At 71.3% G+C, this 15,383-nt stretch carries 11 protein-coding genes; 2 read left to right on the forward strand and 9 right to left on the reverse strand.

The window, feature by feature from the left end; translation table 11 throughout:
- The first annotated feature begins 153 nt into the window (after positions 1-153).
- Both gmd and J3A75_RS03675 read left to right on the forward strand, forming a co-directional pair.
- A complete protein-coding gene (gene gmd / locus J3A75_RS03670; protein ID WP_012317197.1) occupies positions 154-1,137 on the forward strand; it encodes a GDP-mannose 4,6-dehydratase in 984 nt (327 codons plus the stop codon).
- Positions 1,138-1,205: 68 nt separating this feature from the next.
- Positions 1,206-2,687 (forward strand): aldehyde dehydrogenase, encoded by a 1,482-nt coding sequence (locus J3A75_RS03675; RefSeq protein WP_012317198.1) that lies wholly within the window; start codon positions 1,206-1,208, stop codon positions 2,685-2,687.
- A 37-nt stretch (positions 2,688-2,724) separates the two neighbouring features.
- Here the strand turns inward: J3A75_RS03675 and J3A75_RS03680 are convergent, their stop codons facing one another.
- The 9 genes from J3A75_RS03680 to J3A75_RS03720 form a co-directional block, all read right to left on the reverse strand.
- Complete coding sequence (locus tag J3A75_RS03680) at positions 2,725-3,954, reverse strand: O-antigen ligase family protein (RefSeq protein WP_245295876.1); 1,230 nt, start codon at positions 3,952-3,954, stop codon at positions 2,725-2,727.
- Between the two features lie 114 nt (positions 3,955-4,068).
- Complete coding sequence (locus J3A75_RS03685) at positions 4,069-5,580, reverse strand: lipopolysaccharide biosynthesis protein (RefSeq protein ID WP_070998294.1); 1,512 nt, start codon at positions 5,578-5,580, stop codon at positions 4,069-4,071.
- Positions 5,577-6,800, reverse strand: coding sequence for a glycosyltransferase family 4 protein (locus J3A75_RS03690; protein WP_029360459.1), 1,224 nt, complete (start codon positions 6,798-6,800; stop codon positions 5,577-5,579). The genes J3A75_RS03685 and J3A75_RS03690 overlap by 4 nt, the downstream gene beginning before the upstream one ends.
- A gap of 110 nt (positions 6,801-6,910) precedes the next feature.
- Entirely contained in the window at positions 6,911-8,155 is a 1,245-nt protein-coding gene (locus tag J3A75_RS03695) for a glycosyltransferase family 4 protein (RefSeq protein WP_029360460.1), read from the reverse strand.
- A complete protein-coding gene (locus tag J3A75_RS03700; RefSeq protein WP_043072936.1) occupies positions 8,136-9,272 on the reverse strand; it encodes a glycosyltransferase family 4 protein in 1,137 nt (378 codons plus the stop codon). The genes J3A75_RS03695 and J3A75_RS03700 overlap by 20 nt, the downstream gene beginning before the upstream one ends.
- 44 nt (positions 9,273-9,316) lie before the next feature.
- Positions 9,317-10,543: a glycosyltransferase gene (locus J3A75_RS03705; protein ID WP_199825823.1), complete on the reverse strand. Its 1,227-nt coding sequence runs from the start codon at positions 10,541-10,543 to the stop codon at positions 9,317-9,319.
- On the reverse strand, positions 10,540-12,735 hold the full coding sequence (locus tag J3A75_RS03710) for a GumC family protein (RefSeq protein ID WP_029360463.1): 2,196 nt from the start codon (positions 12,733-12,735) through the stop codon (positions 10,540-10,542). Before J3A75_RS03710 ends, J3A75_RS03705 begins: the two co-directional genes overlap by 4 nt.
- 11 nt (positions 12,736-12,746) lie before the next feature.
- Entirely contained in the window at positions 12,747-13,916 is a 1,170-nt protein-coding gene (locus J3A75_RS03715; protein ID WP_209649701.1) for a glycosyltransferase, read from the reverse strand.
- Between the two features lie 267 nt (positions 13,917-14,183).
- The gene (locus tag J3A75_RS03720) at positions 14,184-15,272 is read right to left on the reverse strand and encodes an acyltransferase family protein (RefSeq protein ID WP_024827826.1); all 1,089 of its coding nucleotides are present in this window, start codon (positions 15,270-15,272) and stop codon (positions 14,184-14,186) included.
- Between the last annotated feature and the right edge of the window lie 111 nt (positions 15,273-15,383).

Raw genomic sequence — 15,383 nt, forward strand, 5'->3', positions numbered from 1 at the left:
ACCCTTGCGGATGGTTGTCCCTGGGCGGCGCTAGTCTGGTGATGTGCCCTTCCGGCTCCGCTTGCTTGGCACAATACTGATGTCGACACCTCGCCTTGACGCGCGGCCCGTTGCGGTCGTAGCAGCCGGGCATCTTCGGGACGGGACGGGTTCATGACGGCCAAGCGAGCGCTGATCACGGGAGTGACGGGCCAGGACGGCGCGTATCTGGCGCAGCTGCTCCTGCAGAAGGGCTACGCCGTCACCGGCATCGTGCGGCGCTCCAGCCATGCCGGCGTGTTCGATCACCGGTTGAAGTGGCTCGGCATCCTGGACGATGTCGAGCTGGTCGACGGCAACCTGCTCGACCAGTCCGCCCTGCTGCGCATCGTCCAGGCGGCCAAGCCCGACGAGATCTACAACCTCGCGGCCCAGTCGTTCGTGACCTCGTCCTGGCAGCAGCCGCTGCTGACCGGGCAGGTCACCGGCCTCGGCGCGGTGCACATGCTGGAATGCCTGCGTTCGGCGGCGCCCCAGGCGCGCTACTACCAGGCCTCGACCTCGGAGATGTTCGGCCTGATCCAGGAGGCCAAGCAGAGCGAGTCGACGCCGTTCTACCCGCGGTCGCCCTACGGCGTGGCCAAGCTCTACGCGCACTGGATGACCATTAACTACCGCGAGAGCTTCGGGCTGCACGCGTCGAACGGCATCCTGTTCAACCACGAGAGCCCGCTGCGCGGCGTCGAGTTCGTCACCCGCAAGGTCACCGACGCGGTGGCGCGGATCAAGCTCGGCCGGCAGAAGGAGCTGCGGCTGGGCAACATCGACGCCAAGCGCGACTGGGGCCACGCCCGCGACTACGTGAAGGCGATGTGGCTGATGCTGCAGCAGGACCGCCCGGACGATTACGTGATCGCCACCGGCCGGACCACGACGGTGCGCGACATGTGCGAGATCGCGTTCAAGCACGTCGGCCTGAAGGTGGACGACCACCTGATCGTCGACCCGGCGCTGTTCCGGCCGGCAGAGGTCGAGGTGCTGCTGGGCAACCCCGCCAAGGCCAAGGCGACCTTCGGCTGGGAGGCCGAGACCAGCCTCGAGGCGCTGATCACCGAGATGGTCGACGCCGACATCAAGCGCCTCAGCGCCAACGCCTGAGCCGTCGGGCTCGCCGCCGGCGGGCTCCGGGTCCATATGGCGCGCATCCCTGAACGGAGAGGCGCGCCGTGAAGACCTACCAGCTCTACATCGACGGGCAATCGGTCGATCCGGTCGAGGGCTCGTGGTTCGAGTCCATCGACCCCTATCGCGGCGAGCCCTGGGCCCGCATCCCGCGCGCCGGGCGCGCCGACGTCGACCGGGCGGTGGCCGCCGCCAAGCGCGCCATGTGGGACGGCCCCTGGGCCACCATGACGGCCTCGGCCCGCGGCAAGGTCCTGCGCCGGATCGGCGATCTCGTCGAGCGCGAAGCCAGGGCACTCGCCGAAGTCGAGGTCCGCGACAACGGCAAGCTCTTCGCGGAGATGTACGGCCAGACCCGCTACCAGCCGGAATGGTGGTGGTACTACGCGGGTCTCGCCGACAAGGTCGAGGGCGCGCAGGTGCCGATCGACAAGCCCGAGACCTTCGCGTTCACCCGGCACGAGCCGGTGGGCGTGGTCGGGGCGCTGACGGCGTGGAACTCGCCGCTCCTGTTCGTCGCCTGGAAATGCGCCCCCGCGCTCGCGGCCGGCTGCGCGGTCGTGGTGAAGCCGTCCGAGTTCGCGTCCGCGAGCACGCTGGAATTCGCCCGCCTGACCAAGGAGGCCGGGCTGCCCGACGGCATGTTCAACGTCGTCACCGGCTTCGGCGGTGAGGCCGGCACCGCCATCGTCGAGCATCCCGACGTCGCCAAGATCACCTTCACGGGCTCCGACGTCACCGGGGCGAAAGTCTACGAAGCGGCCGCGCGGCAGATCAAGCGCGTATCCCTGGAGCTCGGCGGGAAGTCGCCCAACATCGTCTTCGCCGATGCTGACCTGAAGGCCGCCGCCGCGGGAGCGATCTCGGGCATCTTCGCGGCCACCGGGCAGACCTGCATCGCCGGATCGCGCCTGCTGGTGCAGAACAGCATCCGCCAGGAATTCACCGAGCGCCTGATCGAGCTCGCCCGCACCGCCAAGCTCGGCGACCCGATGCAGGCCGACACCAACATCGGGCCGATCACGACGCCGCCCCAGTACACGAAGGTGCTCGACTACATCGCGCTCGCCAAGAGCGAGGGTGCGCGCTGCGTGTTCGGCGGCAATCCCGCCTCCGGTCCCGGCGTGCTCGGCGGCCAGTTCGTCGAGCCGACGATCTTCACGGGCGTCACCAACGATATGCGCATCGCCCAGGAGGAGGTGTTCGGCCCGGTGCTGTCGATCATCGGCTTCGAGGACGAGGCCGAGGCGCTGAAGGTCGGCAACGACGTGATCTACGGGCTCGCGGCGGGCGTCTGGACCCAGGATATCGGTCGCGCGATGCGCATGTCGAAGGGGCTTCGCGCCGGCACCGTCTGGGTGAACACCTACCGGGCGGTGAGCTACATGATGCCGTTCGGCGGCATGAAACGCTCGGGCATCGGCCGCGAGAGCGGGATCGAGTCGATCCGCGAGTATCTGGAGACCAAGAGCGTCTGGATCTCCACGAGCCGCGACGCGCCGGAAAACCCCTTCGTCATGCGGTGACCGAGCGGGCCGCGCTGCGGTACGGCGCGGCCCGCCCCTATTTCGTGGCCGATGGCGCGCGGTCCGGCGGCAGCGCGAGGGACGCCAGAATGAAACCCATGAAGAAGAGGAAGTACTGGTTAACCGACAGCTCCTCGAACATCAGCGACGGGATCAGGAACACCGCGCTGTAGGTCAGGAACGGCCCGAAGGCGGCGGGCGCCAGCAGGATCCGCCCGAGGCCTGCGATGAGCAGCAGCGCCGTGGCGATGCCGCTCTGGAGCGCCAGAGACACGAAGCCGTTATGGGGCGTGACGAGGCCGGTCAGCGCCTGCAGCTCCTCCCGCCTAGCGACCTCGCCGACGCCGAACGGGTATTCGGCGACGAGCTGGAGCGCGGTCACGCCGGACAGGAACCGCTCGTCGAAATTGCCCGTGACGTTGTGGTCCCCGGCGAAGCGCCGCTCGATCGCCTGGGACAGGGTTCCCGGCAGCGGGATCTCCCCCGTCACCGCCCAGGCCACGAGCAGGACGCCCAGGACGCCGAGCGCGGCCAGCACGGCCGGCGCCCTGAGGTTCCGCCGCATCAGCAGGCCGAGGAACAGGAGCGGCATGAACAGGCCGGCGCGGTTGTTGGTGAACGGGAAGCTCGCCAGGAGGGCCGCGACGTAGGCGAGGTAGATGATCTTGAGGTGATAGCGCAGGCTGAGCAGCAGAGCCGCGGCCCCGGCCAGCGCGAAGACGTGGCCGGTCTCGTTGCCGGAGGCCCAGAGGCCGCCCTGCTTGTCCTGCACGAACAGCTTCAGCTCCTCGTCGAGCCCGTCCGTCGGGACCGCGAGCCCGAGCCGGTCGAGCTGCGTGCCGGAGGCGGCGAGCAGCAGCACGGCGAGGGAGGCGAGCATGCCGGCGAGCAGGCCGACGCAGAACGCGTCCTCGACGCGCCGGTCGCGGAACATCACCAGCAGGATGAACGCCTGGACCACGTAGAGCAGCAGGACGAGGGTCAGGTAGACGTCGCCCGCCTGCTTGTGCGCCTTCAGCACCAGCGAGGCCGCGATCAGCGCCAGGATACCGGACAGCGGCGCGGCCTGCCGCACCGCCTCTGCCACGACGGCCCGGCGTAGACCCAGCCAGGGGATGAGCAGGAACGGCAGCAGGTCGGACAGGCGCTGGAACGGAAGCCCGAAGGTCGAGGTCAGGACGTTGAAGTTCAGGGCGGCGCCGAGCAGGAGCACGGCGACGCGGTCCGCGAAGAGGGACGCGGCCGGCGCACTCGTTCCGATCGGCAACGCCTGTCCCGCCATCGCCCCGCACCGTCTCCCGTACCCGCCGCCGATGCCGCCTGCCGGCCGCGGGGTCTCCGGCAGGCAGTGTCGCCCACAATCGTTGGCGGAGGGTGCAGATCAGGCCGGGCGCCGCAGGAAGAGGCCGACGGCCGTGCGGAGCGTGTCGCGCATGAAGATCCAGGCGAGGCTCACGTAGGCCGCGATCCCGATACCGACGGCCGCGACGAGGCCGAGCCGGTCCCCGAAGGCGGCGTGGATCGGGGTCTGGACGAGCAGCACGAGCCCGGCCATCGCGCCGGCGCAGAGCGTGATCGGCGCGAGGAGCCGCACGAGCCGCCCGTTGGTGACCGGGACGACGCGCCCGGCGCTGGCGACGATCGCGGGCGTGAACAGGTAGGCCCGCACCACGTGCCCGGCGACGAGTGCGGCGAGGCCGAAGGGTGCGCTCACGAGCGCCGCCACGGCGCTCAGGCCGAACTGCGCGCCGGCGAGCCGCAGGGCGGTGCCGTTGCGGCCCAGAGCCGTGAAGACCATCCACAGCATCGAGGTCGCGACGAATTCGGGGGCGAGGAGCGCCAGCGTCCGCAGCACCGGCGCCGCGTCGTGCCACTGGTCGCCGAACAGGAACGGGATGAGGGTCGGGGCCACGGCCGCCATGCCGAAGAAGGCGGGCACCGCGAGGAACGCCGAGGCCTCGGCGAATCGGTGAAAGGCCGCGGCCAACTCGCCCGGCCGGTCCTGGAGGCGCGCGTAGGTTGTCAGCCCGACCGTGGTAAGCGGGATCACTGCCACTTGGCTCACGAGGTCGATGCAGCGCCACGCGAGGCGCAGATAGCCGACCTCGGTCGCGGAGAGGAAGTAGGCCGCGATCACCTCCTGGCTCCGGATCGAGGCGACGAGCAGCAGGTAGGTGCAGAACAGCCGCGAGCCGAAGGCGATCTGCTCGCGCACGGAGGCGAGGTGGAGCCGCAGGGGCGGGATCCAGCGGGCCGCCGCCCAGGTCAGGAGCGTGGTCGCGGTCGCGGCGACGAGCCGCTGCACCACGAGGCTCCAGACGCCGTAGCCGTCGAGGGCTAGGACGAGGGCCGCGGCCCCGCCGAGGATGTTGGCGCCGAGCGCGCGCAGCGCGAGCTTGCGGAAGCCGAAGCTCCGCTGGAGCCGCGCCTCGTGGATCGCGCCTGCGGCGGTGATCACGAAACAGGCGGAGAGCGCGCACAGGACCGGCTGCAGCGTGGGCAGGTCGAAGATCCAGGCGATCGGGCCTGACAGCGCCGCGAGGCCGGCGGCGCAGACGGCGCCCGTGGCGAGCATCACCCAGAAGGCGGTGGCGGCGAAGTCCTCGTCGAGGTCGGCGCGCTGGACCACCGCGTCGGGCAGCCCGCAGCGGGCGACGATCTGCAGGATGTCGATGAAGACCGCCGCGATCGCCACCATTCCGAACTCGGCGGGCCCGATCAGGCGGGCGAGCACGAGGAAAACCCCGAAGCTCAAGGTCACGTTGCCGACGGAGGCGACCGCAACCCAGCGCGCGGCGTCGAACGAGCGGCGCGTCACGGCGGCGCCGGAGGCGAGCCCCGGCTCCTCCTCGGCGGCGGCGGCCTCCGACAGGACCGGCGCGGCGGCGGTCACGGGCGGCTCGCCCGACGCTCGGCGACGAGTTCGGCGTAGAGGTCGAGATACTTCTCGGCGACGCGCTCCGAGGTTGATTCGCGGATGACGTGCTGGAAGGCGCGCTCGTCCGGCAGGTTCCCGCGGCCACGGTCGATCACCGTCCGCAACCGCGCGGCGAGGTCGGCGTCGTCGCCCGGCGTGAACAGCCAGTCGGCGTTGTCCTCGCCGATCAGTTCGGGGATCCCGCCGGAGGCCGCCCCGATGACCGGAACGCCCATCGTGTAGGCCTCGTAGATCGTCCGGGGCGACGGCTCGGCCCAGAAGGAGGGGACGATCAGCACGTCGACGGCGCTGAGGAACTCGGCGGGCTTCGCCCAGCCGACGAACTCGATTGGCAGATCCTCGGCCCGCGCCTTGAAGCGCTCGATGGAGTCGTCCATCGCGTGGCCGGCGACGAGGCACCGCCAGTCGCCGGGACCGATCCGCCGGAAGGCATCGATCATCGTGCCGACCCCCTTCTCGGTGTTGATCCGGCCGAGATATCCGAACGTCATCGGCCTGCCGGTCCGGTCGATCCGGCGCCGTGCCTCCGGGTCGCCCCCGGGAACCGTGCAGGAATAGAAGATCACCCGGCGCCGCTCGGGCGCGAGATGCGCGAACAACCCGTGGTCGACATGGGTCTTGAGGATCTCGGTGCCGACGCTGACGACGGCGTCCACCGACCGGTTGGTGATCTGCTTGGCGGCGTTGACCACCTTGCAGCCGAGGTGCCAGCGGTCGCACGGCTTGCCGTCCTTGAACATCGCGGCGTTGCCGCAGATCAGATCGTACTCGCAGACCGTGTGGACGATCGGGATCCCGCGCTTGGCCGCCTCGCGCCAGACGAGGGTCGAGACGTCGAGCAGCGAGTGCGTGTTGACGATGTCGGGCCGGAAGTCGTCGAGGACGCGGCCGAACTCGGCCGCCACGGCAAAATTCCACTGCTGCTTGAGCTTGGCCCAGGCGCGGCCGAACCGGCTCGCCTGGGGCCAGTCCTCCAGCCAGAAATCGTTGTGGTGGGCCATGCGGTAGACCGTGACGCCGCCGCGCACGCTCTTGGGCTCCGGCTCCCGCGCGATGCAGGCCGCCGCCACCGTGTGGCCGGCCGCGACGAGTTCCTCGGCGAGATGCTCTACCGAGCGCTCGGCGCCGCCCACGATGTAGGGCGGATAGAGGGCGCTCAGATGCAGGATCCGCAGCGGTCCGGTCACCGCGCGCGCGGTGGCCTGATCCCTCGGCCGGTCCTGGCCCTGAGCGCGCGGCTCCTCGGTCAGGAGCCGGGCGTAGTTCGACGACAGGGAGGGGGTCATCATGGACGGCACTCGCTGAAATGCGGGCGCTCCGCGCGGGCGGAAAGCTCGGGAAGCGGTTCGGTGCGGGTCGCGGCGTAGAGGTCGAGGAAGGCGGTCGCGACGGCGACCGGATCGGTGCCGGCGCGGATCCGGGCGGCGCGGGCGAGACCTTCGGCGAGGCGGGCCGGCTCCGCGACGATCCGGGTCATCGCGGCGGCGAGTGCTGACGCGTCGCCCGGCGGGACCAGCCAGGGGCCCGGCCCGACCTGCTCGCCGATGCCGCCGGTGGCGGTGCCGATCACCGGGACGCCGCGCCCGTAGGCCTCCGCCACCGTCCGGCCGAAGGGCTCGGGCCAGACCGGCGGGACCACGAGGCAGTCGAGACCGTCGAGGAAGGCGTCGCGCTCCACGTAGCCCAGGAAGTTGACGGGCAGGCCCTCGGCCAGGGTGCGGTAACGGTCCAGCCCGTCCACGGCGCGGCCCGCGACGGCGAGGCGCCAGCCCGCCTCCGGCAGGCGTCGGCAGGCTTCGAGGAGCACGTCGAAGCCCTTCGCGCCCTCGATCCGGCCCAGATAGCCGAACCGGACCGGCGCGCCGGGCGCGCGCTGCCTCCGCGCCACGGGTGAACCGGGCCGGATCGGGTTCCAGATCACTCGGCGCAGCGACGGCGGCACGTGGGCGAAGAGGCCGGCGGCGAGGTGGCGATCGAGGATGTCCGAGCCCACGGCGGTGACGGCCGTCACGGCGCGCTGGCAGCGCCGGTGCGGCGCCGCGTAGAGGCGACACTTGAGATGCTGGCCGGCGCAGGAACGCCCGTGGCGCACCATGGCGCCGTTGGTGCAGAGGCTGGTGAAGTCGTGCAGCGTGTGCACGACCGGCACCCCGAGTCGCCGAAGCAGCGGCCAGAGCGCCGGCGGCAGCTCGGAGATGGAGTGGGTGTTGACGAGGTCGGGGGCGAAGTCCCTGACCGCCCGCATCATCCGGTCGAGGGCGTGGCGGTTCCACTGCGCCGCGAGCTTGTAGCGGAGGCGGTCGACCCGCCCGCGCTGGGACCAGTCGAGGATGTGGAACGGCGTTCCGTACCCGGTCCGGTAGACGGTGACGCCGTCCTGCAGGACCGGTCCGCCCTCGGTCCGCGCCGCGCAGGCGACGGCGACGTTGTGGCCGAGCTCCGCCTGGGTCCGGGCGAGAGTCTCGACCATCAGTTCGGCGCCGCCGACCTGCTCGGGCGCGTAGAGCGAGCTAAGGTGCAGGATGCGCATGCGGCACCTCCCGGGCGGTACGCGCCGTCGCGCCGTCCCGCAGCGCGTCGAGCAGCAGTGTCTCGTAGCGGCGGGCGGTCTCGGCCCAGTCGTAGCGCCGGACATTGTCGCGACCGCGGGCGATCAGCGCGGTCCGGAGCCCGGTTTCGTCCAGCAGGCGCCGCAGGCACGCGGTCAGCGCCGCCGCGTCGGCGGGATCGAAGGTGAGGGCGCCGGCGCCCGCGATCTCCGGCGTGGCGGAGCGGTCCGAGCAGATCACCGGGCAGTCGAGGGCCTGCGCCTCCAGAACGGGCAGGCAGAATCCCTCGGCGAAGGACGGGACGCACAGGCACAGCGCGCCGCGATAGAGGGCCGCCAGCCTGTCGTCGCCGATATGCGACAGGCGGGTCAGCGGGACCGGCGCGCCGCCGAGCGCGCCTGCGATCGCCTCGTCATGATCCTCGCCGACGTGGACGATCCCGAGTCCCGGCCGCCCGAGCCCGACCACAGCGCGCGCGAGCGTCGCGAAGTTCTTGTTGTACAGAGCGTTGCCGACCGCGAGCACGTACGGCCCCGCGGGGATCTCGGCGGCGGAGCCACCCGCCGTCGGGTCGAGCATGGCCGCGGACGGCACGGTCCGCGTCCGGGCGCGGAGTCGCGGGTAGTGGTGCTCCAGATCGCGCCGCGTCGCCTCCGAGACGGCGATCACCCGGGCGCTGCTGCCGAGGACCAGGCGGAAGATCGGGTCGGTGGTCAGGGCCTCGCGGGAGCGGATGCGCCCGGGCAGCGTGCGGAAATAGAGGTCGTGCACGACGCTGACGCGGGCGCGGCCGCCGAACGCCGCCCCGTAGGGATCGATGTTCAGCACCACGTCGATGGCGCGGGCGCGGCACAGCCGCGGGACGGTGAGGCACTGGCGCAGGACGTCGAGCAGCATGATCCGCGGCCGCTTCACCGTCACGACCTCGACGCAGTCGCGGATCGCCGCCGGCAGCTGATCGCGACGCCAGGGGGAGCGCAGCACCACCGCGAAGGTGCCGCGCGCGACGAGGCCGGCGATCACCCGGAAGGCGACGAGCGCGACGCCCGACGGCCGACCGGCATGCTGGCTCGGCATGTTGACGAGGACGCGCGGCATGGCGGGTCTGACGGCTCCGAACGGGAAAGGGAAACGCGGGCCCGTCAGGCCCGGCCGGCGACCTGGAGGATGATGTCGGTGAGATCGCGCTGCATGCGGTCCGCGCCGTAACGGGACAGCGCCCGCTCGCGCGCGAGCGCCGTGCGCGCCCTGAAGGCGTCGGGAGCGGCGAACAGCGCCGACAGGGCCGCCGCGAGGCGGTCCGGCCGCCGCGGCGGCACCAGGGTTCCGGCCGCGCCGCCGTCGAGGATCTCGGCGGACGCGCCGGCGTCGGTGGCGATCACCGGCACGCCGACCAGCATGGCCTCGACGAGGGTACGGCCGAACGGTTCGGGATCGACCGAGGAGTGCACGACCGCGTCGACCGCCTGCATCAGCCTGGGGACATCGTCGCGCTGGCCGAGGAACAGGACCCGGTCCGACAGGCCGCGCCGCGCCGCGAGGTCGCGCAGATGCGCCGCGTAGGCATCCTCGCCGAAAAGGGGCGCCCCCACCACGACGCAGCGCAGGCCGGGCAGGGTCGCCAGCGCGTCGATCAGGACGTCCTGCCCCTTCCACGGCGCGAGGCGGCTGAAGACGCCGACGAGGGGACCGTCCGGCAGGCCGAGCTCCGCGCGCAGGGCGGCGGCACCGCAGGGCACCGGGTCGACGTCGAGGCCGTTCGGCACGACGCGGATCAGGGACCGGCGCCCGCCGGCCTCGACGAAGGCCCGCGCGGCGGCCTCGGAGGGCACGATCACCCGGGCGGCGCAGAGATTGGCGAGCCGGACCTGCAGGACGCGCTGCGCCCGGCCGAAATGCGCGCTGTCGAGGATGTCGTGCAGGTGCCAGATCAGGGGACGCCCGGCGGCGCGGGCCGCCGGGGCGGAGAGCAGGAAGGCCTTCTGCGAGTTGGCGTAGACCACGTCGCAAACACGGGCCGCCCGGGCGATCTCGAGAGCCAGGGCGCCGAGCTGGCCCAGGACCGGCAGCGCGCTCAGGGGGGAGACATCGCGCCGGAGGCCCGCCAGGGCGGACCGTCGGCGCGCGAGGCGGATCTCCAGGCCCTGATCGCGCAGGGCCTCGGTGAGGGCGCCGTCCTCGAACAGGAACGCGGTCGAGCCCGGCCACGGCCGGACGGCGTCGCGGAGCACCAGCTCGGCTCCCGACATGGTGCCGGTGTGACTCACGAACAGGACGCGCGGCCGAGCGGCGACGTCGGAGCGGGTGGCCCGCACCCGGTCAAGGAGGCCGCGCTCGGCGAGCGCTTCGGCGGGAAGCACGTCGGTCATCGCGCGCTCGCGGCCGCCCGGGGATCGGGAAGCGGCATCACGTCGTAGGTCGACTGGATACCCGGGCGGACCATGGTCATGGCGATCCCGAGGACGTGTCCGCCGGCGCGGCGCAGGTTCGCCACGGTCTCGACGGTGTCGGAGAGCTGCGAGCGGCCGTAGCGGGCGCAGCAGAGCACGCCGTCGACTTGGCGAGCGAGCATCGGCGCGTCCATCAGGAGACTCGTGGGCGGCGTGTCGAGGAGGACGAGGTCGTAGCGGCGGCTCCACTTGAGGAAGTCCGCCATCCGGTCGCCCATCAGGAGCTCGGTCGAGTCGGCCGTCGGCGTTCCCGCGGGGATGACGTCGAAGCGTCCGGCCCGGACAACGGCCTCGGCCGGGTCGATCTCGCCGCGGAGCACGCCGCCGAGGCCCGCGCCGCGGCCGAGCCCGAGGGAGGCCTCGAAGTTCGGGCGCCGCAGGTCGCACTCGACCACGAGCACCCGTCGGCCGCTGGCGGCGCCGATCCCGGCGAGCGCGAAGGCCGTGAAGGATTTGCCCTCCCGCGGCTTCGCCGAGGTGACCAGGATGACGCGGGACTTGCCGGCGCCGGCCAGCACGAGATGGGCGTGCAGGTTGCGCAGGACGTTCTGCATCACCGGATAGACCCGCGCCCGCGCCAGGGCCTCCGCGAGGTCGAGCTCGCGCTGGCGCTCGGAGAAGCGGCCGACGAGGCCGGCGGTCTCCAGGCTCGGCAATTGCGCGAAGACCGGTGCGCCGGTGCCCGCCATCAGCTGCGCCGAGGTGCGCACGCGCCGGTCGGTGTAGTCGCGCAGCAGCGCGGCGGCGGCGGCGAGCACGCCGGCGAGCACGAGGCCGCCCGCCAGGAACGGCACGGCCTTGGGCGAGAACGGCTCCTGCGGCAGCTCGGCGAGGCTGACCAGCCGCGTGCTGCCGGTGAGGATCCGCCGCTCGGTCTCGAGCTCGCCCGCGCGCTTCACCAGATCGGCGTAGCGGGTGCGCTTGATCTCGGCGTTGCGCACCATGCCCTCGATCGAGGCCTCGTCGTCCATGGCGGCGGCGGCGTCCGTCTTCGCGGTCTCGAGTTGGGCGCGCAGCGACTTGGCGAGGGTGCTCGAGGCCTCGTAGGACTTGCGCAGGCCCCGCGCGACGTTCCCGATCTCCTGCTCGATCCGCGCGCGCAGGCTCGCCTGCTCGGTCTCGAGCGCCCGGATGACCGGATGGTTCGCGCCCAGCAGGGTGCTCTGGTTGGCGAGCTGCGCGCTGACACCGCTGAGCTGCTGCTTCAGCGAGACGATGGTCGGGCTCGCCAGGACGGCCGGGGCGCTGTCGGCGCCGCGGGCGCCCCTGGCCTCGATCTCGCTCAGCCGCGCGGCGGCGTCCGCTTTGGCGGTCTCGGCCGCGGCGAGCTGCTGGCTGATGCTGGTGAGCCGCTCGGCGCTGATCGGGGCCAGCGAGCCCTTCAGCAGGCCCTTGCGGCGCCGGAACGTTTGGATGCGGGTCTCGTCGGCCCGGATCGACGCGTCCAGCTGGCTGATCTCGGTGTGCAGCCAGTCGGCCGCCGCCTTGCGGCTCGAGGCCTGCGCCTCGCGCTGGTCTTCCAGGAAGGCGTTGATCAGGCCGTTGGCCATGGTCTGCGCCGTCTCGGGCAGCGGCGACTTGTAGCCGATGGTGATGATGCGCGAGCGGCCGGAGCTCAGGACCGTGTAGCGCCTCTGCAGATACTCGACGAGCGCGTTGCGGTCGGTCGTGAGCTTCGTGCAGGCGGCGTCCTTCTTGTCGCTGATCCGGTCGGGATGACCGCCGGTCGCCGCGTAGCGGCACTCGGCGAGGACCGCGGCGACGAGGTTGTCGTCGATGGCGAGGCGCAGGAGCCGTGGCGAGCGGATCACCAGGATCTGGCTCTCGATGTCCGCCGGGTCGCCGATCTTCTGGATCCAGGCCATCGAGGCGTTGTTGGCGCCCGGCTCGGCCTCGGCGACGATCACCGAGCCGCTCGCCACGTATTGCGGCTGGATCATCAGCAGCGCGGTGACGGCGAGGCCGAGGACCGCGGCGAACACCGCCAGGAACAGGGTCCGGCGATGCCAGATCCGCGCGAGGGCGGCGGCCAGCGGACCGCCGCGCGCCGGCTCCTGGGGGAGGGCCCGGACCGGCGCCCGGTCGGCCAGATCGACAGTCAGGAAGGACATGCGATCTGCCCTCAGCCGACGGCTTCGAGGCGCGGCACGATCCGCGGGCGCGTCTCGCAGGCGGCCCGGTGCAGGGCCATCTGGTCATCGACGAAGTTCGAGAACCGGCTGCGGAACAGCTCGGCCGAGAACGTCTCGGCCTGCGCCCAGCAGGCCTCGCGGGTGAAGTGGCTCTCCTGCAGCAGGAAGCGCCGGACGCACTCGGCGATCGCCTCGGGCTCGGGCACGTCGAAGAACATCCCGGTGCGCTGCGGGCCGCGGGTCTGGACCGTCTCGCGGGCACCGCCGCGGCCCAGTGCGAGGACGGGCGTGCCCTCCGACGTGGCCTCGACCACGATGATCCCGAAATCCTCTTCGGCCGCGAAGATGAAGGCGCGGGCCGTGGCCATGAGGTGGCGCAGCTCCGCGTCGGGCACGAAGCCCGAGAATGTCACGTTGGGCCCCGCGATCTCGCGCAGCCGCGCGGCATCCGGCCCGGAGCCCGTCACCACGAGTTCGAGATCGGGAAGCAGCGCGAAGGCGCGGATCACCGCCTCGACGTTCTTGTAGGGCACGAGGCGGCTGGCCACGAGGAAGTGGTTCGCGCGCGGGCCGTCGTACCGCAGGGTCGGCAGCGTGATCGGCGGGTGGATGACCTCGGCGGTGCGGCCGTAGACCTTGTGGATGCGGCGGGCGACGAAGGCCGAGTTGGCCACGATCGCGTTGGGACCGGCCGCCGTGCGGAAATCCCAGACGCGCATCCGGTGCAGGATCAGCCGGGCGAGCAGGCTCTTCATGCCCGCGTCGCAGCCGCTCTCCCGCAGGTAGGTGTGCTGCATGTCCCAGGCGTAACGCATGGGCGAGTGGATGTAGGAGACGTGGAGCTGGTCGGGCCCGGTCAGGACGCCCTTCGCCACCGCGTAGCTGCTCGAGATGACCAGATCGTAGGCCGACAGATCGAACTGCTCGATCGCGAGCGGCATCAGCGGCAGGTAGTTGCGGTGCCGCGTCCGCGCGAAGGGCATGCGCTGGATGAAGCTCGTCCGCGCCTGCGTGTAGCCCAGCCGCGCCCGGTCTGCGTCGGGCAGGAAGTCGAAGAGGGCGAAGACGTCCGCGTCCGGATAGATCCGCAGCAGCTGCTCGAGGACACGCTCGGCGCCACCGACGATATACAACCAGTCGTGAACAATCGCGACGCGCATCACAGCTTCCTCGTCGGTGCGCCGGACGCTGGAAAATGCATTCCGTCCTGCCGGCCCCGCCTGTGGCAGCGAGCGTAGGCACACATGTGAGGGTAATAGAGACGTGATCTCTAAAAAAGGGGTCACCGCGCCAGCAACTATCGAAAATAGTGCTGATTCGAGCCTTAAACCTGACGTGTAAACTTAATTTTTGCGAACGATTAACGTTAAGGTCAGGAGCTCGCCGCGCCGCCGGAATGGGGTTGCCTGCGGACTCGACGCCGCGATCTACGAGGCGATCGGGGCGGGCAGGGGGCCCGGCGAGGGGCGCCGGTCGAGCCGGCGCCGCAGGGCCGCGATCACCGGCGCCTCGACATACCGGAACAGCAACTCCCCCGCGGCCACCGCCGCTGGGAACGCGATCGCGAAGATCAGGACAGCGCGCGCGATGCCGGGCGCGACGACGAGCGCCGCGATCTTGGCGGCGCTGTGCAGCAGCAGATTGTGAACCAGATAGAAGGAGTAGCTGGCATTGCCCTGCGAGAGCAGCCAGCGCGACTTCAACACGATGCCGGCCCGCTCCAGCAGCAGCATCGCGCCCACGATCAGGACGGCCGCGAAACCCCAGACCAGCGGGCGGGCGAACCCCGACAGTTCGGGGCTGGCGCCGAGCGCCTCGGTGACGACCTGGCCGCCGAGGATGAGCAGCACCGCGGCCGCGACGACCGCGCCGGCGACGCGGCGGGCGGGGAAGCCTGCGGGCAACACTCCGAGCCTCAGGTAGGCGTAGCCCAGCCCGATGCCGGCAGCGAACTCGATCAGGATCGGCTTGGTGTAGTACGCCCAGTAGAGGCCCGACGCCGGCAGCAATCCGAGCAGGATCAGCGCGAGGAAGACCGCGGCTGCGCCGAGCGCCCGGACGGCGGGCTTGGGCACCAGCAGCAATCCCGCGAAAACCACGTAGAAGAACATCTCGTAATTGAGGGTCCAGCCTACGGAGTTCAGCGGCTCGATGAAACCACCCCGCGAGAACGGCAGGAACAGCAGGGACTGAACGACGTAATCCGTCCGGATCTCCACGATCCCGATGGGCCTCAGCCCGGTGAGCGCGATCAACGCCAGGCCGATCGTCACGATCCAGTAGACCGGGACGACGCGAGAGGCGCGGCGGAGCAGGAACTCCCCCGGGCTCTCGCGGCGCCCGCTCGTGCTCACGAACATGATGAACCCGGAGAGCACGAAGAACACGTCGACGCCGCTCGCCCCGAAGGCGAGGAGGTCAGGCCGCGGCAGGACGGGGCCGACATAGAGGCCGAAATGCGTGAGGAAGACGAGGTACGAGGCGACGGCGCGCAGGATTTGAAGGTTGTAGATCATCGCGCGCCGGCTGATCGCTGGGCCCGCCCGGGACGGGCGACATCGCGCCCTTATGGCCGAGATGGCCCCACCGCGTCACGACGAGTCCCGAAACGTCCTAAATGGCTCCGG

Source organism: Methylobacterium sp. PvP105, assembly GCF_017876975.1.
Lineage (GTDB): Bacteria > Pseudomonadota > Alphaproteobacteria > Rhizobiales > Beijerinckiaceae > Methylobacterium > Methylobacterium radiotolerans.